This window comes from Heyndrickxia oleronia (genome assembly GCF_017809215.1).
In the GTDB taxonomy this organism is placed as follows: Bacteria; Bacillota; Bacilli; order Bacillales; family Bacillaceae_C; genus Heyndrickxia; species Heyndrickxia oleronia.
Genome location: NZ_CP065424.1, coordinates 2833401 through 2852530, shown reverse-complemented (window position 1 = coordinate 2852530; position 19130 = coordinate 2833401). Strand labels below are relative to the sequence as shown.

Sequence of the window (19130 nt, the reverse complement as noted above, 5' to 3'; positions counted from 1 at the left end):
TTAAAAAAATAAGTTTTATTTTGTATAGGAGCATTTTCTCATCATGAACATAGAGAAAATGCATTTTTATTGTGAAATCATAATTACTAGTCACCACGTAATAATATCTACAAGAAGGGGATTCTCTCAATTACCAAGAATACATATTAAAAGATTTGTTTTTCATACATAATATCTAATCTCTGTCTTCAATATCTCGAATGAAAAATATAAATATAATAAAAGAATGTTTTGATGCTGGTATGTTCAATTTGAGAGTAGAATTCGCAGAAGGGAGATCTTTTAAGCTATGGAAAGACAGAAGCCTAATTTATTATTAAGAGTGAAAAATCTAGACCAGACAGTAAAGTTTTATTCTGATGTTGTTGGATGGTATAGTGATTGGAAAGATGTGAACAAACGGATTGCTAGATTAAATTTATCGAATGGTGAACCAATAGCCATTATCACAGAAAAAAAAGATTTAGACTGTTCTCCATATCTGGAAAAAATATTTTCTGAGCCTTTACCTAAAGGGAAGTTTTACATAGTAACAAAGGATATAGAGAATTTGTATCTTCGTTTAAAAAAGATTAACCAGCTAAAGGTTGAACTTATCATTGAAGAAGGATTTGGCCAGACGCTATTTATAACAGATCCAGATGGTTATATTCTTTCCCTTTGGGAGGAGCTTTTTCTACCAGATAATGAAATACTTGAATTATATAGAAATGGTATACAAATGTTAGAAGATTCGATTCGTGGTTTGAATGAAAAAGACTTTGATTTGGTTCGAGCAAAAGGGAAATGGTCCATTAGACAAACAATATTTCATTTGATTGATTCAGATATCACAACACTACATAAAATTAAATTTGCATTAGCAGAATCTGGACGTGATTATATTAGAAACCCATATGATCCTAATTTATGGGAGTTAGGAACGAATTATCGTACAAGAAAAGTTAATAAAACAATTATGTTATTTCGATATCTTAGGGAACATGTGCTGGAGCTCTGTGAAGAAATTCCAGATGCACTAAATAGGAGCGTTTTAGTAAATGGTAGTAGTAAAGAAGAAGTAAGAAATATGATAAAAATGGTTGCTGGGCATGCTCGTGGGCATATACAACAAATATGGGAAACAAGAATTGTTCATAAAAAATGATCATTTATTGCGTAGCTATTATTCTTGCATCTTACTAATTCTACACTTAAGAAAATAAAAATACGATGGATATTAAATTTTCCGGGAGTGATCATTAAAATGTTGAAGTTGTTTCAGTATAATTGGCAAGTAAGAGATGAATGGTTTAATTGGTGTGCAAAAATTTCTGTTGATGAACTTCAATGCACGCGAGTAGGGGGTAGAGGAAGTATTTTACGTAATTTATTTCATATTGTTGATGTTGAGCAGGCATGGATTAGAGGATTAAAAGGAAAAACTGAGTTTCATTATAATTTTAATGATTATCCGTCTCTTAAATCTATAAGAGAATTATCTATAAAATGTCGACCTGAGGTTGAAGAATACATTCAAAACTGGTCCAATGATATAGAGAATCATAAATTGGATGAATTTACCTATGGTGAGGTGATCCATCATGTTATCGCTCATGAAATCCATCATATCGGTCAATTATCAATATGGGCTAGAGAAATGGGGGCTGTACCTGTTTCTTCCAATTTAATTGGAAGAGGAATATATGATAGATAATTTTTTTGAACAATGCCTCTATTAATTTAAATGTTCAATTTCGTTCAGGTAACATGTATATGTGAAAAATTGATTTCTTGTGTAGATGAATGAAATAAAAATAATTTACACTCAACACTACAAAAATATCATCCGATGGGAAATGTAAGGCTTCGAATAAAGTAATAGCCCTTTTTTAACCGCAATATATAATAAAAGTCATAGAAGAGTATCTTCTTTCCCAATCCACCCCAAAAGTATCACCCGTTGTTATAGGTAGATTGTCTTCTAGTTTTAATATAAGCTTATTTTATGTTTGTTGTATAGATTGGCAAGAATTTTTATGATAAGAAAAATAACCTCTATAAGCCATTGTAAAATATAATATTGTATTCATCTGAATGTCTGTTCAAATCTTAAAATCTAAAGAGCGCCTTTATATCAAAGACGCTTAAGAATTTATTTATTTAGGTCTTGTATACCAGGACTGTGCTCGTTTGGCATTTCTGGTAGCATTGGAACTGGATATCCTTTTGGTGGTGGAACTACTTTTAACTCGCCGTCATTTCTGCTAGGAGACTCCCCTTGGAAAATTTGTCCCATTAATGTTTCATCTAATCTAAAATTAAATTGTGCATTATGGAATCCCATTTCTACATATTTTCTACATTCAGGATACTTATTGATATCATAATTTGGGACTGGGAAGATTTTCGCCCAATCAACACCAAGGGTTTCTAATGCTTTAGCGAACGCATTTTGGTGGGCATTATCGCGAACAATTAGAAAAGCTAATGTTTCTCTAAAAGTTTTATTAGAACTCATTTCATATATTCTCGTTTTTTGAAGAACTCCTGTAGATTCTAAAACTACATTATCTAATAAATCACTAATTAAATTTCCGTGGCTGTATACATAGTTACCATTCCAGGGATTTCCCGCAGCATCCACAGGGAGAGAGCTTTGTGCACCCATAATAAAATGATGGGGATTTGCATGTTTAATTGCTTCCTCTAAAGGAGCTCCCGAACCGCCAGCTCCGATTGCTTCTTCACCTGAACCATTTAATAATTGATTTATTGTCGTTTGAACTAGCTCCACATGGCTAATTTCTTCAAGGAAGACTCCCCGAATTAAATCACGAAACTCTTTTTGTTTTCCGCGAAAGTTAGAACTTTGAAAGAAAAATTGCATCATCGTTCTCATTTCACCAAATCTGCCACCTAATGTTTCTTGCAAAACCTTTGCTGCAGAAGGGTCCGGTTTATCAGGAACAATAATATTAATTAAATCCTCTTTATAAAAATACAATGGTATACCTCCTTTGATAGTAACTGTTTGACATAGTTACTATTTGTTTTATACATCGAAAATATCCTTATTAATGCGATAAAAATCTTTGGATAAACGAATTCTTAAAAGTATTTAGTGAAAGTAACAAAATTTGGATAAAATTCCTTCCAACTGCAAATAATTGATTTTATATGATGAAAGAACGGAGGGATGATCATGACTAGTACTTCATCTTTAACTCGAAATATATGGTCAGGTATTTTATTTGGAGTTGGTTTAGTTTGCTTTTTGGATGAAACGATTTTTCATCAAATATTATATTGGCATCATTTTTATGACAAAAGTACATTAAGTATTGGTCTGGTTTCAGATGGCTTATTCCATGCATTTAGCTGGTTTGCAACTATAGGTGGGCTATTCCTTCTAGCAGATTTAAGGCGTAAGAACGCATTTTGGTTAAAGAGGTGGATTGGCGGTGTGTTTCTTGGGGGAGGGGGATTTCAGTTATACGATGGAATTATCCAGCACAAACTGATGAGAATTCATCAAATTCGTTATGTGGAAAATTTAATCATTTACGATCTATTATGGAACATCATTGCATTAGTATTACTTTTAATAGCAATCATTCTAATAGTAAAGACAAAGAAAGAAATATTAGTAAGGGGTAAAACAGCCAATGAATAATGAACATATGGAACATTTTAAAATCACAATTGTCGAACCTTTCTTATTAATACCTTTTATATTGCTGTTTTTTTTGTATCTTATTGCATGTATTGTATCCAATCGCCATTATAAACGCTGGTCTTACCTTCGTATATTCTATTGGGCGCTAGGAATACTTTGTATGGCAACTATAGCTGTTGGGCCATTAGCAAAAAGTGTACATAAGGATTTTACTGCTCATATGTTTGGTCATTTACTGCTAGGAATGGTTGCTCCGTTATTAATCCTCCTATCTGCTCCAATGACCCTTTTTTTAAGAACACTTAGAGTAAAACACGCACGTTATATTACAAAGGTGCTAAAGAGTTTTCCGATTAGGCTGATTTGTGATCCACTGACTGCTTCTTTACTAAATGTGGGTGGACTATGGCTTCTTTATACAACAAATCTCTTTTCCCAAATGCATCAAAATCTCCTCCTTTATTTATTCATCCATTTACATGTCTTTATTGCAGGCTATGTGTATACAGCTGCATTTATTTATATTGACCCAATACCTCATAGAACAAGTTATATGTACCGAGCAATTATTATGATCATTTCAATGGCTAGTCATGGAGTCTTGTCGAAATACATATATGCTCATCCACCTAATGGAGTAACTACAACACAGGCGGAAATAGGAGGGATGATCATGTATTATGGAGGAGATTTAGTAGATATTATATTAATATATATTTTCTGTCTTCAATGGTATAAATCAGCAAAGATAAAATCAAATTTAGTTAAGCAAGTCAATATATAATTTTCATTCTGTTCAAATGAAAAAAAATGAGGGTTAAATTCTAATCTTTTCAATTTAATGAAAATAATTTAAAAAGCACATCACTTTTTATTCTACTTGAGGATTGAAAGCTAATGTCAATAAAGAGAGGATTAATCCCCTAATTGTAGAAGGATTAATTAGTATATTTATAGAAATAATATTTTATTGAGTTTTATAATAAGGCTCTTATCTCACGAAAACAGCCTATAATAAATTGTGCATATATTAAAATGTTAATTACCAATAACCTGTAAAATACGTTAATTAAAGAGTTAGGGGATTACAAATGGCATATTGTAAAGTTCATCAAGCTAAAATTTATTATGAAGAGATGGGACAAGGTATACCAATATTAATGATCCACGGCTATTCTCCTGACCTCGATTAATGACTGGATGTATGGAGCCTGTCTTTACAAATAGAGAAGGTTGGCGACGTATATATATAGATTTACCAGGTATGGGATTAACAAGAAACTACCATGATATAAGTTGTTCTGATGAGATGTTGAACGCAGTATTAGAGTTTATTAATATTGTCATCCCTGATCAAGAATATCTAATTGTTGGGGAGTCTTACGGTGGCTATATTGCACGGGGAATCATTGAGAAGCAACCAGAAAGAATACTTGGTGCGGCATTTATATGCCCAGTCATTAATCCTAGTCCAGAAAATAGACAAGTTGAGGTACATGATAGTTATAAAATTGATAATAACTTTATCAATAAGTTATCGAAAGATGAACAAGCAGAGTTTCGAGATAATCAAGTCGTATTAAATGAGTACACTTGGTTACGATACAACAATGAAATAGTAAGCGGGATTAAAATTAGTGATGAGGAGTTTTTAAATAAGGTTAAGAAACAATATGGTTTTTCCTTTAAGCTAGATCAATCTGATTTTACTAAACCTAGTTTATTTTTATTGGGTAGACAGGATTCTACGGTTGGATATAAGGATGCTTTAAGCCTTACGGATACGTATTCAAGGGGAACGTTTACTGTCATAGATACAGCTGGTCACAATCTCCAAATAGATCAACCACAAATTTTTAATCATGTAGTCAATGAGTGGTTAGACAGAGTGTTAAATGATTTTTTATCCAGAAAGAGTGAAAGTTAGAAGCTTAAATGACTATGAAAAGGGATAACGTAAACTAAAATAAGTGGAGTTTAGATTTATGGAAATCTGATTTTAATACATCAATTTGATAATGATGGGGAGATACTTTATTTGGCTTTTCACTACCTTATCACACAAGCAAATAAATAAATTGGATGAAAAATATTTCGGTATAGTCCATCATCGGCTTAAAAGAATAATATGTAAAAAGCTTGATTATATTTTTAAAATGAATTAATATCAATTATAGATATTAAAGACCTTTAATATAGTAATGGAAGGGTAAGACCATGAAATATTCTAAAGCTACAAATTACGCATTGCATACAATGGTATATTTAACATTAGCACCAAAGGGAAAAACGGTTGGAGTTGAACAGTTAGCTAAAATTCAAAATCTCTCACCTACATACCTTTCGAAGATATTAACAAAACTTGTTAAAGCAGGATTAATTGAATCAAATCCTGGAGTTAATGGAGGATATAGCCTTGCAAGACAGTCCAATGAAATCTCATTTTTAGATGTCATTCAAGCCATTGAAGGTCAAACGACATTATTCAGTTGTTCATTAGGTCATGAAAAATTATCTAGAAATGAAGATTGTTTAATTGAGAATGTGATGCTAGAAGCAGAAAATAATATGAAGAAAGAGCTAAGTAAAAAATACATTATTGATATTGCTGAGCAAATGAATGTAAAAAATGAAAATAATTGTAATGGTTAATCATTTCAATTATTTTTTTCACTTAATTATAGATATTAAAAGTCTATAATATATTTAATTGAGGAGGAGACAAAATGATATTAGATTGTGTTGTAATTGGTGGAGGACCTTCAGGTTTAAGTGCTGCACTTGTACTTGGAAGAGCAAGAAAAAACATCATACTTTTTGATGAGGATAAACCAAGAAATGCTGTAACTCACGAATCTCATGGGTTCATTACGAGAGATGGTATCAAGCCTTCTGAATTTAAAAAAGTGGCTAAAGCCGATTTAATAAAATATCCAAATATATCGGTTCATAATCAACGAGTGGTAGATATCAAGAAAGAAAATAATTATTTTCTTATTTATTCAGCAGATGGGAATACTTATCAATCTAGAAAGGTTATATTATCTACTGGCCTAAAAGATGTCTTACCTAGTATTAAGGGGATAAACAAATTTTATGGAACAAGTGTATTTATTTGCCCATTTTGTGATGGGTGGGAGCTAAAAGATCGTGCATTAGTTGTTATAGGAGAAGATGAGCGCATATTCCATCTGACAAAATTGATTTCTAACTGGAGTAAGGATATTATTGTGTGTACAAACGGGAACACTGTGCTCACTGCGGATCAGAAACAGTTATTATTATCCAAAAAAATAGCAGTTACTGAATCCGAAATATTATCTTTAGAAGGTGTAGATGGAAATTTAAAAAGGGTTTTATTTAAAAATGGTAAAGAAATAGTAAGAGATGGTGGCTTTATGGTTACTGGGTTAGAACAAGCATCGCCACTCGCTGAAAAATTAGGATGCCTAATAAAAAAGAATGGCGGGATAGATACGGATGAATTTGGACGTACGAGTGTTGAAGGAGTTTACGCTAGTGGAGATAATTCTCTTTCAACATCTCCTCAATTAATTACGGCTGCAAGTGAGGGGAGCAAAGTGGCTTCGCGAGTAATCTTAGATTTAATAGACGAAGATTTTTAATTGGTTCTACAATCTTTACTAATGGGAGCGTTTTTTTATGAACGCTCCTTTTAATTATATTGTAGAAATTATTGATAATATTTGGGGTGTAAAAGCTTGAAATGATCTTTTCTTGAAAAATGTTCTTATAAAGGAATTTTTCCTCATATTGTAGAAGTAAAACAAGAGCAAATCTATTTTGAGTAAATAGGTATTCCAGATGTAAATCTAATAAATGGTATCAATGATGTATAAATTCAATAGTAATTATAATTGATGATTTTCCTTGATAGATTAGTTGAAAACCATAGATATTGTTTAATATGTTTGGACGCTGAAAATTAATTGGTATGAAGATTGGATATGAACTTGAAAAATACAAGTTTCATAGTTGGCTAGGGAGAGTAAGACCAGTGAAATCTTGGATTGCGTCAAAGTTAATGGGGAAACAACATCAGTGTTTGGATATCAAGTCGTACAAACGAAAACTATGAATAAGTGTTGAGATATGTTGATTCTTGCTATTTAACATATTTTTTTGAAATGTATTTGAAGGAGGAACAAAATGGAACGTCTAAATACAAATTTTGAAGAATACGATGATCCGATCCTATATGATATGGAAAATGAATTATATATTGAGGATGTGCCTTTCCTAATGAAAGAGGCTTTAAAAACAGTAGGTCCTATCATTGATTTAGCCTGTGGAACAGGTAGGGTAACCATTCCACTAGCAAGTAAAGGACACCAACTAATTGGAGTCGATGTACATAGAGGAATGCTCGATGCAGCTAGAAAGAAGTCAGAAGAGCTAAATGTAAACATAAAGTGGGTAGAACAAGATTGTACGAAACTGGATTTAAATATAAAAAGTCATTTAATCTACTCAGTTGGGAATTCATTTCAACATTTTCTTACAAATGAAGACCAGGATGGATTATTATCCTCAGTAAATAAACATTTACATAATGAAGGTATCTTTATCTTTGGAACAAGGTTTCCGAGTGTTGATGAGTTGTTACAATCAAGTACTGAAGAATATTGGAAAACTTATATTGACAGTGAAACACAATATCCGGTTGACGTATATACTGTTAGTAACTATGACTCCTTAAATCAAATTCAACATTATACAACGATTAGAAAGTATAAAAATAAGAATGGAGAAATAATTAACGAAAAAAGAACGAACATAAATTTGAGATATGTTTTCCCAAAAGAAATGGAGAGAATGCTGCTTGCCAATGGCTTCGAAATTATTCATCTCTATAAGGATTGGAAAGAAACTCCTATAACTAATGATAGTTATGAAATGATCTATGTTTGTAGGAAAATAAAATAGTATAATTGGGTACATATTGATGAAAAGGGAGTTGTTTAAATGGATTTACGTTATCCAATAGGAAAGTTTAATGTTAATGGGAAGGTAACAACTGAAATAATAGAGCAGTGGATAAAAGAAATAGAAGAGCTTCCAACTAGATTAACAGAAGCAGTTGAGGGTTTAAATGATGTTCAACTAGATACAGCCTATCGTTCTGAAGGATGGACGATTCGTCAGGTGGTGCATCATATTGCTGACAGTCATTTAAATAGTTATACTCGTTTCAAATTGGCTCTCACAGAAAACAATCCTACCATTAAATTGTATGAAGAAGGAAAATGGGCCGAGCTCCCAGATTCGAATTTACCAGTAGAAATTTCTTTGCAACTAATTGATGCCTTACATAAGAGATGGGTGTATTTATTACGATCCATGACTTCGGAAGATTTAGAGAAGACTTTCTATCATTCAGAATTTGGAGATATGAAGTTAAGTGTCAATATTGGCATCTATGCTTGGCATGGAAGACATCATGTTGCCCATATTACAACTCTTCGTGATCGATTAGACTGGTAAGAAGAGGTTATTTTTATTAGAAATAATAGATTACTATACAATAATAAATAAGCAATGTAAGGTACAAAAACTGACATTTAACGAGAATCCACTTTTATTAAAGGTAGGATAATCTTTTTTATTTAAGGGGGTGTCTATGAAGAACTTAGAGCTTTTACTTTTAGACATCCCCCATTTCTAGTGGAGGTTATGATGTAAAACCTTTATTCTAATGAACTTTGAACGTTTCATAATTGTCCCTAAAGTATGAAATAATAAAGTCACGGAAATCTCTTACTGTAGGAGATAATTTTGAATCTTTAATCCAAGAAAGCCCTACCGTAAAGGTTGGATCAATATCTGCGATTTTCACGAAATTTAAATCGAGTTTTTTACATACTGAAATCGGAAGTATTGCTACACCTTGATCAAGCTTAACTATTTCTGTTAATAGATTAGAGTCAACCTCGAAATTATTAATTGGGGTAAATCCCGCTTTTTCACAAAGATTTGTTGTAAAGCTTTTATATTCCTCATTATTAGCTAAGGCAATAAAAGGCTCATTAGCAACTTCGCTTAGAGCAATTTCAGATTTACCTACTAGCCTATGATTGGAAGGCAGAACGAGAACAACATCCTCATCAATCAGTACAAAACTTTCTATCTCTTCATCTACTATAGGTGGCCCTGCTATTCCTAAATCTAAATCTCCCTTTTTTAAGCCTTTCAGAATCCCGCTCTTTAATCCGATTCCCTGTTGTATTTTTGTATTAGGAAAACGTGAAATATATTCACTTATAAGTCCTGTTAGGAATCTAGGATTCGAAATTGAAATTTTGATGGTACGAATCTTTTCTTCATCTTGTGAATGTATTTCCATTTTTGCATTTTCAATCTCAGTAAAAATATTGTTTACATGTTTTAGGAAAATTTTTCCTGATGAACTTAGCTTAATATTCCTCCCTTGTCTGATAAATAATTTAGTACCTAATTCATCTTCAAGTCTTTTAATTGTAAGGCTTAAGGAAGGCTGAGCAATTTTTAGTTGCTGGGCAGCTTTAGATATATGCTCTGTAAAGGCAACGGTCTGAAAGTATTTTAATTGAAGCAGCTCCATGTAATATGCTACATCTCCTTTATTTATTATAATAAATATATTTATATATTATTATGTATTAGATTAAATGTAAAAATCGATTTAAAATATAAAGGTAGGTAATGGAAAATAGGACAAGCTAAAGAGGAAAAACGTTAAATCTTGATCAAAAAGTAGAGGTGCTATTCAGATGAAAAAAGATGAAGTGGTTAGACAATTTACAACACCATTGGACGCGGGGGCGTTTCCATTAGGTCCATATCGTTTTTATAATCGTGAATACTTAAATATTTTATATAGGACTGACCTTGAAAAATTGAAAAAAATTGTTCCTGAACCATTGGAGGTTAAAGATCCACTTGTAAGGTTTGAAATAATGAAAATGCCTGATGTTACAGGCCTAGGATCATACACTGAATGTGGTCAGGTCATTCCCGTAAGCTTTGAAGGTGAGGAAGGTGACTATCTTCATGCCATGTATGTAGATAGCTTTCCAGCAATCGCATCTGGCAGGGAAATAGCAGCATACCCTAAAAAATTGGGAAAACCAAGTCTTTATGTTGATTCCGACACTTTAGTAGGAATATTGGATTATGGTACTTTGCGAGTAGCAACTGCAACCATGGGGTATAAGCATTTTCCGCTTGATCATAGGGAGGCGCTTAAAGAGATCGTTAAACCAAATTATATGTTAAAAAAGATGCCAGGGTACAATGGATATCCAAGAATTTGCGAATTGGTCAGAAGCCAAATTACAGATATTAAGATCCTAGGAGCATGGTCAGGTCCAGCAAGACTGGAGTTGTTCGCACATGCGCTTGCACCGATGGCAGATTTGCCTGTATTAGAGGTCGTTTCTGCTTCACATATTATAACTGAATTATCACTAGCAAGCCCGGAAGTTGTTTATGATTATTTGGCAAAATAGGAGAAAGGAACTTTTATGATGATTCAATCAAAAATTACACTCCCTGACGAATTACAAAGGTTTAATCCTGTAACTGTCATAGGAGCGGGTACAATTGGAGTTTCTTGGACTGCATTGTTTTTAGCTTACGGACTAACCGTACGTGTAAATGATCCCCGTCCAGATGTAAAAGAAGTGGTACTTAATGGAATTGATCAAATTAAACCAACATTAAAAGCTCTTGGATTACCTACAGAAGGTTTAACCAATCGATTAGAAATCGAACCTGATTTGGATCGTGCCCTTCAAGGTGCGGCTGTTATTCAGGAAAACGGACCGGAAAGATTGGAATTTAAACATGAGCTGTTTTCTAAAATTGAAAAAGTGGTAAGTAAAGAAACCCTATTGTTGTCTTCGTCCTCTGGAATTCCTTCAAGTGAAATTGCAAAAGGGATGAAAAATCCAGAGCGGCTTTTAATTGGACATCCTTTTAATCCACCTCATCTTGTTCCGCTAGTTGAAGTGGTTCCAGGTGAACATACAAAAGATCAAGCGGTTCAAGATGCTATTACTTTTTACAGAGCGTTAGGAAAAGAGCCGATGGTATTAGAAAAAGAAATCCCTGGATTTGTAGCTAATCGTTTGCAATCAGCATTATTTCGTGAAGCAGTAAATTTAGTTCTTGAAGGTGTAGTTTCAATGGAAGACTTAGATCGTATTGTAACGAATTCGATTGGATTACGTTGGGCTGTAGGTGGACCATTCCTCACATTCCATCTTGGAGGAGGAAAAGGCGGACTTCCTGCATTTCTTCAGCATTTAGGTCCTAATTTACAGAATGGGTGGAAAAACCTTGGAAATCCCAACCTAGATGAGGCTAATGTACAAACATTATCAAATCATGCGATGAATTCATATGGAAACGTGCCGATTGAACAATTGGAAAAAAGTCGTGATCAAAAGCAACTGTCTGTTCTCAAGATGCTTAAAGATCAACAATCATCTAGATAAAAAAACGAAGAAGGCTTAATCAAAACAAATCATCATCGAATCAAGCGCGTGTTAGGATATAATCTCACCAATGCTAGAAAGGTCCGATTATTGCAAATGCGTTGGTCTTCTGAAACAGGATAAATGCTAACTAACGAATGAAAAGTAGGGAGGATATACAAATGCGAATCGCAGTATTAGGAGCAGGTTCATTAGGAACGATCGCTGGAGCATATATTGCTGCCGGAGGAAAAGATGTTGAGTTAATCGATGTTTATCAAGCACATGTTGATGTTTTAAATCAAGAAGGTGCAAGAATTATCGGCACGACAGATTTTCAATCAAAAGTAAAGGCCATTACTCCTGATAATATGTCAGGTACTTATGATTTAGTTTTGTTATTAACAAAGCAACTTTATAACGATTCAGTTCTACAAAATTTATTACCATTTTTAACAGATCAAAGTGTTGTACTTTCATTACAAAACGGGATTCCTGAAGAAAAGGTCGCATCAATTGTTGGCCGGGAACGTGTAATTGCAGGATCTGTTGAATTTGGTGCAACATTTATTGAGCCGGGAGTTTCAAAACTGACTACAACGTATGACCATTTTAAAAAGTATGCATTCCAAATTGGGGAATTAAATGGTGAAATAACAGAAAGAATCCAACAAATTAAATCCATTCTGGACCTAGTAGGGGGCACACATATATCTGATAACCTAGTAGGAACAAAATGGTCAAAATTATTGATTAACAATGCGTTTAGTGGTTTATCTGCTGCACTTAACACAGAGTTTGGTGGTGTACTCGATCATGAAGTTAGTGTTATTAGCGCAGCGCACATTGCTGATGAAACAATCAAAGTCGGTCACGCAAATGGTGTTACATTTGCTAAAATGAATTCATTTGATATTTCGTCATTAGAAATAAAAAATGAAAATGAGATCCCTCTACGTATTCAAACGCTTCGGAAGTTTATGGAGTCTTCTAGACTTTTAAAGGCAAGCATGCTGCAAGACTTAGAAAAGAAACGTAAAACTGAAATTGATTATATCAATGGGGTCGTTCCACAACTAGCTAAAGGCAAAGGAATCCCAACACCATACAATGATATGGTTGTAAAACTAGTTAAACAAGCAGAAGAGACTCAATCCATACCAAATTTTGCTACAAATATTAAGTGCTTTGAAGAATTAAATAAATAGATAATGATTTTGTAGATGGTGTTGCCTTTTTGGGCAGCACTTTTTTTATTTTAATTTGTTTAATAATTATTTAGAATTATGCGTCATCATGCTGTAAATATGTGTAAAAGTAACTGACTAAAATATAATTAAATAGTAGAATATTATTAATATTAATTAAAGAGGTGAGATTATACAATTAATATAGTAAAAATGTTAACAGAATTTGAGAAAAGAGAATTAAAAAGTCAAAATTCTTCGGGGGATCACAATGTTTATACATAAAATAAATGATGATTTAGCATTAAAACTAATAGAATTAAAAGATAGTAATAGGGTTTTTGAATTAACAGATACATCACGTAATTATCTAAGAGAATGGCTTCCTTGGTTAGATACTACAACAAAACTTGAGGATACTATTGGGTTTATCAATATGTGTTTAAAGGGTTTCTCTGAAAATAGAAGTATTAATACAGTAATTTTATTTAAAGGTAATATCGTTGGAGTTGCAGGATTTAATAACATCAATTGGTCGAACAAAACTGCCCAAATAGGGTATTGGCTAGGTGAAGAATACCAAGGCTTTGGAATCATGACAAGAGTAGCTGAAGCATTGACTGAATATGCTTTTAAAGAATTAGCATTAAATAAAGTAGAAATTAGAGTTGCGGTCGGAAATAAGAAAAGTAGAAGTATTCCGGAGAGGTTAGGGTTTATAGATGAAGGATGTATTCGTCAAGCGGAATGGTTATATGACCATTATGTAGACCATGTTGTCTATGGAATTTTATCGGAAGAGTGGACCAACAAATAAATAGATCTTATTTTAAGTGCATGCTTTTTTGAAGTTAAAAGAGGTATGAAATCCTTCCCTATGGATATAATTTCTAATTAATCTTTAGCTTTTATTATAGTCTTACGGAAAATATTCAACATTACGAGAATTGTATATTACATATATGCAAAGCAGAATAAAATGTTACTTCCATTTTCAGCAAGGGGGATATAGGTAAAGTTAAGTTTGATGTAATTCGACTAGAAAGAAAATGTTCAAGTACGATCAATCCTAACCGTTTGATTGAAAAAATCTAGAGGGGTGTTTCTTGATGACTAATAGTCAAGTGAATCCTAAGGTCGAAGAATTTTTTAGTAAATCTAAAAAGTGGAAAGAAGAATATTTGAAGTTGCGAGAGATTGTTCTTGACTGTGGACTAACAGAAGAATATAAATGGATGCATCCTTGCTACACATATGAGACTAAAAACATCGTTTTAATACATGGGTTTAAAGAGTACTGTGCGCTTTTATTTCATAAAGGAGCATTGTTACAGGATACCAATGGAATTCTAATCCAACAAACGGAGAATGTACAGGCAGCTCGCCAAATTCGGTTTACTAATGTTCAAGAAATCATTGAATTGGAAACCATCTTAAAATCTTATATTAATGAAGCTATTCAAGTAGAAAAGGCTGGTTTAGAAGTAAATTTTAAAAAAAATACAGAAATGAAAATTCCAGAGGAACTTCAGAATAAATTTAATGAAATCCCTGAATTGAAAACGGCATTTGAGGCATTAACCCCTGGACGGCAAAGAGCATATACTCTTTATTTTTCATCGCCTAAACAATCAAAAACCCGTGAGTCAAGGATTGAAAAATATCAGCAACATATTCTTAATGGAAAGGGGCTAAATGATAAACCTATACAATAGATATTATTTATTGATACATTTAAATGTTTGTTGTCGGGTTAAAGTGTGACATTTAATATAATCACTTTATTTAACAGTCTTTTTTGAGTTTAACACAAGTGGTACATAAATCTATTGTTCGAGAAATACATGATAAGGATAGAAAAGAGATATCTATAACAACCAACTTATTCTATCCTTTATGTACTTTTAATAACCATTAACGAAAGAGACATTAATATTATTCTGTTTTCTTTGGAAAAATGTCTGCTTGTGGACTGAATAACTGTAATCTCTCTTTTAAAGCTTCTAAGATTTCCTTTGGCAATTCCTTAATCTTGATATCCCCACCTAGAAAAAGTAGCCAATTTGTCATTTCAGTCAATTCATCAAGCTTGTTAATATTGATATAAGTTTTTAGGATGGCTGTGGTTTGGAAAGGATTAGTATAGGAAATGGAAACTTTTACTGGGTGATATTTTTTGTACTGGGCAATTGCTTCCGGACCAAGTTCAAGGATCAGGTTATATATTTCTTCTTGCTGATTTATTATTTCTAAGATTTTTTTCTTACTTAATCTATTTTTAGGTGAATAGGGTTGGACATCAGTGAGAAGATCAACAGGAAAAATCTCTTTTGTTCATCTTGTAAGTCAAAGCCCTCAATTAGCCAAACGCTTTTTTCGCGATAGAGATGCAAAAGATAAATGGGATAAGACTTTAAAATCTTTTCTTCTTTGATCGTAATCAATAAATAGCTATCCAGAAGAAGGACCTGAATGAGTCTTTCTAACATCGGATGAGGAAGGTCAGATAGATCAAGTAGGTCGGGATTATTTGGGTTGGTGCCTTCAAAAAGCAGGATTTGATTTAAAAGAACAAGGTCATCCTGCTGGTCGTCTGAAATAAGGCCAAGTAATTTTTCGGCTAAAGAATGACGACTTTTTAAATAAGGAAGCTGTTGATTTCTTGTAGCCATAAAAGCAATAAAAAGGGCTTTAACTTCATTATCGGTAAACCGAACTTCGGGAAGGACGGAATTGTGCATAACAAAATACCCCCCATCCCTTCCAACTTCAGCGACAAGTGGCATTCCCATAGCCTCAATTTCTCTGATATCTCTAATCGCTGTTGATCGAGAGATATTAAATTCTCGCATGATTTCAGAAATTGTAAAGTGGGAGCGGTTGTTGATATACCGCATGATAATATTTATTCGTTCAACTTTTTTCATCTTTTCACCTAAACAGTATCATTTTTTGACATGATTTAAAGTTATTATATAATCATCAAGTGAAGAAGAAAAGTCATTTGATAAATTATTAAAAGAGGATGGTTTTGAATATGACAAATTATATCATTGAAGAAAAAGACAGCTTTACCGTTTTAGGAATAGGAACTGAGCTTCAGAGCCATTACACAGACTATGCTGGCATAAACAAGGAGAAGGCTGACTTTTGGCAGGCAGTTAAACAAGATGGAAGACTTGAAACTTTAAAAAACGTTGCCAAAAATGACTATATTTTTTCCGTAAACGAAGCAGTGAATAACAAGATGATGCATTATGCTGGTGTAATGACAGAGGAATCATTATCAGAGGCATCTAGAGTTATCCAATTTCCTAAGGGTAAATACCTGGTTGTAAAGGGAGAAGCGAAAACAGCAGAGGAATTGAGCAATAATCTCACTGGCATTGCATTTGGTCAAGCCCTGGCAGAAGCAAAAGACTTTGCCTATGTTGGCGGGCCGAATACAACGGTTGAGATGGGACAGCGAAACGGTTTAGTGTATGGTGAAATGTGGATTCCTGTTGTTGAGAAATAAAGGATGAAAGGAGAAAGAAATGGGATATACTGTTGATTTCAAAAATGTGTCTATAGTTGGTTTGGAGTCTTCACCAGTAGCAGAAGCACTTGCTGGTTTACGTGCGAATGAAGCACGTTACTTTATGAACAAATATAAGCATGAGTTTACGGTTGTACCAGCTAGCGAAAGTCAGGATACCCTTGATTATGTGAACCGAATTTTGAAAGAAGAACGTGATATTGAATTTACAGCCAAACCTTTAGAAACGTCGCGTTTTCAAGTGGAAAATATCAAAATGGCTTACGTCTTTTATGAGGATGGTCTTTCGGTCAATGTTATGTATACGGTTGATGACCCTAAGAAGCGGGCTGTTGGTTTTAAGCTATCAGAGGGGATGGAAGTACCAAAGGAGTTAGAAGGGAAGTTTAAGTTTGCTCGGCAGAAATCTAAATTAGCTGGAACTATCCGTGGCTCATACTTTGTCATTAAAGGAGAATATTAACGTAGGCAAAAACGAAATCCAGCTTTTTTGTTTAAGATTTCAAAATCTACTTAATAAATATAGAAAATGAAGTGTTAAGACATTAAAGAAATATACCATTCGTCCTTTATTCATCACTTAATAAACCGTTATTTTGGAAGTAACTTGATCAAAATGACGGTTTATTTAGTTGAATATATATTAATGTATAAATTGTTTAATCCTTACTAAATTAATTTAAGCTGACGATATCTGTATATAATTTGAGTGTTTATATGAGTATCAACAGGGGATAAAAAATATTACTTCTTTTTATCCGTTAATAAAACTCTGTATAAAAGTGCTGCTTCGACTTCTTTAATACCTTTGGGTAGTATGCCATTTTCGCTGTCAACAGACCTAAGAACATTTTTTGTAGTACCGACCCACGCTGCTAAATATACGGGAGTATTTTTCTTTAACACAATTTTTTTATGCAATAGATTATTGAAACTAGCCGATGTCATATGACTTGAGTAATTCGTTATAGCAAGTCCAGAAGGTATACCTGCTATTAATTGTAAAGATGAGTCTTTGTCACTACTGTCACTTATTCCAAAGGAAATAAGTTGATCTTTAAATTTTGCTTTTGGTTCATTTGAAGTATTTAGCATTTCTTCTTCAAGTTCTCCGTTTTTATATACCTCTACAGAAAATTGTAAATCATCACCTGTCTCCAAAGTACCATTTAACTGAAAATATTCAATAAACTTGATACCTGTTCTACTAATCAGCAAGCTTTCTTTGTCATTCACATTATATGGCTCTATTATTAGCTCATTTGATAATGGTTTCTCTTTTTCAAGACTCGCACATCCAGTTAACAATAAAGTAAAAATAAAAAGAGAGCAATATACCTTAACGTTTCGCATTTTCCTCTCCCTTCTAATCAATTTAGGCTGTTTTCGTATAGTTTGTTGTTCTTTTCTTAGTGAAATAAAAGGTGTAGCGGTCTTCAGCCTGAGAGTTATTATTTCCATTATTTCAAATTATTTCTATATTTTCAATAGAAAATGTAGTAATTTCTCTTTAAAGGATGGAAATGAAATCCTTCGGTAAAATATGTAATCGTACAAGATCTAATTTTATGGGATTAATACTTTTTCCAATGAGTAAGGACATTTGGTATAAATTATTGTAAAATTAAGTAAAATTAAAGGGGGGGAAACATGAAATCGTTAAAAATAATATATGTTATTATCGTTGTTATTATCATATTTTTGAGTGGTTACTTTATTGGGAATATCAAAAATAGTAAAGTTTCTCGGGAAATCAGAATCGGATATAACCACAGTGATTACCCAGATCGAATTGATTATCAAAATGTATTTACAGATGTGGATAACCAGGAAATTATAGATAATTTTCTTATGATTTATTTACATAAAGAAAAAATAGAGATTCTTTATCTAGAACAGGATACTCCTGACATTTATATTCGTGTAACGAGTCCCAAACAATCAGTGGAGTTAATTGATTCTAAGCTTTGGTTTACTAAAGAGGGTGCCATTATTGGCGAAAGGATTGCAGAAGGTTGGGAACAAACCGAATATTATAGAATTGATGAAGATGATGCGGATTACATAAAGAAAACTGTTCAATATAAAGAAAATTAATATTTCTTATTTAAATAGGACCTACTTTCTTACGGGGTCCTTTTTTCTGTTTTGCTAGCCCCTTTATAGAAAAAATATGTTCAAAATTTGTGTCGTATTAGACAAATTAATATTCATAATAATTCCATCTGAATAGCAATGGAGATGCAAGTTCAAAATAACATTAAGATTTG

Annotated in this window: 19 protein-coding genes and 2 pseudogenes; 17 read left to right on the top strand and 4 right to left on the bottom strand. The window is 32.9% G+C overall.

The annotated features are described in order from the left end of the window. Positions 1-289: 289 nt before the first annotated feature. Together I5818_RS14310 and I5818_RS14305 are read left to right on the top strand one after the other, a co-directional pair. Positions 290-1147, top strand: coding sequence for a DinB family protein (locus I5818_RS14310; RefSeq protein ID WP_078111212.1), 858 nt, complete (start codon positions 290-292; stop codon positions 1145-1147). A gap of 99 nt (positions 1148-1246) precedes the next feature. Beyond that, positions 1247-1696 (top strand): DinB family protein, encoded by a 450-nt coding sequence (locus I5818_RS14305; RefSeq protein WP_078111213.1) that lies wholly within the window; start codon positions 1247-1249, stop codon positions 1694-1696. Positions 1697-2134: 438 nt separating this feature from the next. Here the strand turns inward: I5818_RS14305 and I5818_RS14300 are convergent, their stop codons facing one another. Continuing rightward, positions 2135-2986, bottom strand: a complete 852-nt coding sequence (locus tag I5818_RS14300) for a manganese catalase family protein (RefSeq protein WP_058003973.1) — start codon at positions 2984-2986, stop codon at positions 2135-2137. A gap of 192 nt (positions 2987-3178) precedes the next feature. On the opposite strand from I5818_RS14300, the gene I5818_RS14295 reads away from it, so the two are divergent. The 7 genes and pseudogenes from I5818_RS14295 to I5818_RS14265 all read left to right on the top strand — a co-directional run bounded on the left by I5818_RS14295 (position 3179) and on the right by I5818_RS14265 (position 9163). Then, complete coding sequence (locus I5818_RS14295) at positions 3179-3655, top strand: DUF2243 domain-containing protein (RefSeq protein WP_078111214.1); 477 nt, start codon at positions 3179-3181, stop codon at positions 3653-3655. Continuing rightward, on the top strand, positions 3648-4442 hold the full coding sequence (locus tag I5818_RS14290; RefSeq protein WP_078111215.1) for a cytochrome c oxidase assembly protein: 795 nt from the start codon (positions 3648-3650) through the stop codon (positions 4440-4442). The genes I5818_RS14295 and I5818_RS14290 overlap by 8 nt, the downstream gene beginning before the upstream one ends. 307 nt (positions 4443-4749) lie before the next feature. Then, positions 4750-5585: pseudogene (locus tag I5818_RS14285) on the top strand (alpha/beta fold hydrolase). A 290-nt stretch (positions 5586-5875) separates the two neighbouring features. Beyond that, complete coding sequence (locus I5818_RS14280) at positions 5876-6310, top strand: Rrf2 family transcriptional regulator (protein WP_058006948.1); 435 nt, start codon at positions 5876-5878, stop codon at positions 6308-6310. Positions 6311-6384: 74 nt separating this feature from the next. Next, entirely contained in the window at positions 6385-7284 is a 900-nt protein-coding gene (locus I5818_RS14275) for an NAD(P)/FAD-dependent oxidoreductase (protein WP_078111465.1), read from the top strand. 544 nt (positions 7285-7828) lie between these two features. Continuing rightward, positions 7829-8605, top strand: a complete 777-nt coding sequence (locus tag I5818_RS14270; protein WP_078109576.1) for a class I SAM-dependent methyltransferase — start codon at positions 7829-7831, stop codon at positions 8603-8605. 39 nt (positions 8606-8644) lie between these two features. After that, positions 8645-9163, top strand: a complete 519-nt coding sequence (locus tag I5818_RS14265) for a YfiT family bacillithiol transferase (RefSeq protein WP_058006951.1) — start codon at positions 8645-8647, stop codon at positions 9161-9163. A gap of 208 nt (positions 9164-9371) precedes the next feature. Here the strand turns inward: I5818_RS14265 and I5818_RS14260 are convergent, their stop codons facing one another. Then, positions 9372-10259, bottom strand: a complete 888-nt coding sequence (locus tag I5818_RS14260; protein ID WP_078109577.1) for a LysR family transcriptional regulator — start codon at positions 10257-10259, stop codon at positions 9372-9374. A 169-nt stretch (positions 10260-10428) separates the two neighbouring features. Here I5818_RS14260 and I5818_RS14255 point away from each other — a divergent pair, with 169 nt between their 5' ends. The 5 genes from I5818_RS14255 (at position 10429) to I5818_RS14235 (ending at position 15037) form a co-directional block, all read left to right on the top strand. After that, positions 10429-11166: an acetoacetate decarboxylase gene (locus I5818_RS14255; RefSeq protein WP_058005864.1), complete on the top strand. Its 738-nt coding sequence runs from the start codon at positions 10429-10431 to the stop codon at positions 11164-11166. Positions 11167-11181: 15 nt separating this feature from the next. Beyond that, positions 11182-12156 (top strand): 3-hydroxyacyl-CoA dehydrogenase NAD-binding domain-containing protein, encoded by a 975-nt coding sequence (locus I5818_RS14250; protein WP_235813399.1) that lies wholly within the window; start codon positions 11182-11184, stop codon positions 12154-12156. Positions 12157-12317: 161 nt separating this feature from the next. Next, a complete protein-coding gene (locus I5818_RS14245; protein ID WP_058005865.1) occupies positions 12318-13343 on the top strand; it encodes a ketopantoate reductase family protein in 1026 nt (341 codons plus the stop codon). 250 nt (positions 13344-13593) lie between these two features. Beyond that, positions 13594-14139, top strand: coding sequence for a GNAT family N-acetyltransferase (locus I5818_RS14240; protein ID WP_058005866.1), 546 nt, complete (start codon positions 13594-13596; stop codon positions 14137-14139). Positions 14140-14431: 292 nt separating this feature from the next. Next, the gene (locus I5818_RS14235; RefSeq protein WP_078109578.1) at positions 14432-15037 is read left to right on the top strand and encodes a YdeI/OmpD-associated family protein; all 606 of its coding nucleotides are present in this window, start codon (positions 14432-14434) and stop codon (positions 15035-15037) included. A gap of 220 nt (positions 15038-15257) precedes the next feature. Here I5818_RS14235 and I5818_RS14230 read toward each other — a convergent pair. Beyond that, positions 15258-16249: pseudogene (locus tag I5818_RS14230) on the bottom strand (helix-turn-helix transcriptional regulator). A 110-nt stretch (positions 16250-16359) separates the two neighbouring features. Here I5818_RS14230 and I5818_RS14225 point away from each other — a divergent pair. Both I5818_RS14225 and I5818_RS14220 read left to right on the top strand, forming a co-directional pair. Further along, positions 16360-16839, top strand: a complete 480-nt coding sequence (locus I5818_RS14225) for a GyrI-like domain-containing protein (RefSeq protein WP_209391767.1) — start codon at positions 16360-16362, stop codon at positions 16837-16839. Between the two features lie 19 nt (positions 16840-16858). After that, a complete protein-coding gene (locus I5818_RS14220; RefSeq protein WP_071975752.1) occupies positions 16859-17323 on the top strand; it encodes a DUF8821 family protein in 465 nt (154 codons plus the stop codon). A 281-nt stretch (positions 17324-17604) separates the two neighbouring features. On the opposite strand, the gene I5818_RS14215 is transcribed toward I5818_RS14220, so the two are convergent. Beyond that, positions 17605-18213, bottom strand: coding sequence for a hypothetical protein (locus tag I5818_RS14215; RefSeq protein ID WP_071975753.1), 609 nt, complete (start codon positions 18211-18213; stop codon positions 17605-17607). 297 nt (positions 18214-18510) lie between these two features. On the opposite strand from I5818_RS14215, the gene I5818_RS14210 reads away from it, so the two are divergent. Further along, positions 18511-18957, top strand: coding sequence for a hypothetical protein (locus I5818_RS14210; protein WP_209391766.1), 447 nt, complete (start codon positions 18511-18513; stop codon positions 18955-18957). The last annotated feature ends 173 nt before the right edge of the window (positions 18958-19130 follow it).

Bases quoted from the DNA above. Each gene is read 5' to 3' on its own strand.
- I5818_RS14255 (WP_058005864.1), top strand. From the start codon at position 10,429: ATGAAAAAAGATGAAGTGGTTAGACAATTTACAACACCATTGGACGCG.
- I5818_RS14280 (WP_058006948.1), top strand. From the start codon at position 5,876: ATGAAATATTCTAAAGCTACAAATTACGCATTGCATACAATGGTATAT.
- I5818_RS14265 (WP_058006951.1), top strand. From the start codon at position 8,645: ATGGATTTACGTTATCCAATAGGAAAGTTTAATGTTAATGGGAAGGTA.
- I5818_RS14240 (WP_058005866.1), top strand. From the start codon at position 13,594: ATGTTTATACATAAAATAAATGATGATTTAGCATTAAAACTAATAGAA.
- I5818_RS14235 (WP_078109578.1), top strand. From the start codon at position 14,432: ATGACTAATAGTCAAGTGAATCCTAAGGTCGAAGAATTTTTTAGTAAA.
- I5818_RS14220 (WP_071975752.1), top strand. From the start codon at position 16,859: ATGGGATATACTGTTGATTTCAAAAATGTGTCTATAGTTGGTTTGGAG.
- I5818_RS14210 (WP_209391766.1), top strand. From the start codon at position 18,511: ATGAAATCGTTAAAAATAATATATGTTATTATCGTTGTTATTATCATA.
- I5818_RS14250 (WP_235813399.1), top strand. From the start codon at position 11,182: ATGATGATTCAATCAAAAATTACACTCCCTGACGAATTACAAAGGTTT.
- I5818_RS14275 (WP_078111465.1), top strand. From the start codon at position 6,385: ATGATATTAGATTGTGTTGTAATTGGTGGAGGACCTTCAGGTTTAAGT.
- I5818_RS14290 (WP_078111215.1), top strand. From the start codon at position 3,648: ATGAATAATGAACATATGGAACATTTTAAAATCACAATTGTCGAACCT.
- I5818_RS14310 (WP_078111212.1), top strand. From the start codon at position 290: ATGGAAAGACAGAAGCCTAATTTATTATTAAGAGTGAAAAATCTAGAC.
- I5818_RS14305 (WP_078111213.1), top strand. From the start codon at position 1,247: ATGTTGAAGTTGTTTCAGTATAATTGGCAAGTAAGAGATGAATGGTTT.
- I5818_RS14270 (WP_078109576.1), top strand. From the start codon at position 7,829: ATGGAACGTCTAAATACAAATTTTGAAGAATACGATGATCCGATCCTA.
- I5818_RS14225 (WP_209391767.1), top strand. From the start codon at position 16,360: ATGACAAATTATATCATTGAAGAAAAAGACAGCTTTACCGTTTTAGGA.
- I5818_RS14260 (WP_078109577.1), bottom strand. From the start codon at position 10,259: ATGGAGCTGCTTCAATTAAAATACTTTCAGACCGTTGCCTTTACAGAG.
- I5818_RS14245 (WP_058005865.1), top strand. From the start codon at position 12,318: ATGCGAATCGCAGTATTAGGAGCAGGTTCATTAGGAACGATCGCTGGA.
- I5818_RS14295 (WP_078111214.1), top strand. From the start codon at position 3,179: ATGATCATGACTAGTACTTCATCTTTAACTCGAAATATATGGTCAGGT.
- I5818_RS14215 (WP_071975753.1), bottom strand. From the start codon at position 18,213: ATGCGAAACGTTAAGGTATATTGCTCTCTTTTTATTTTTACTTTATTG.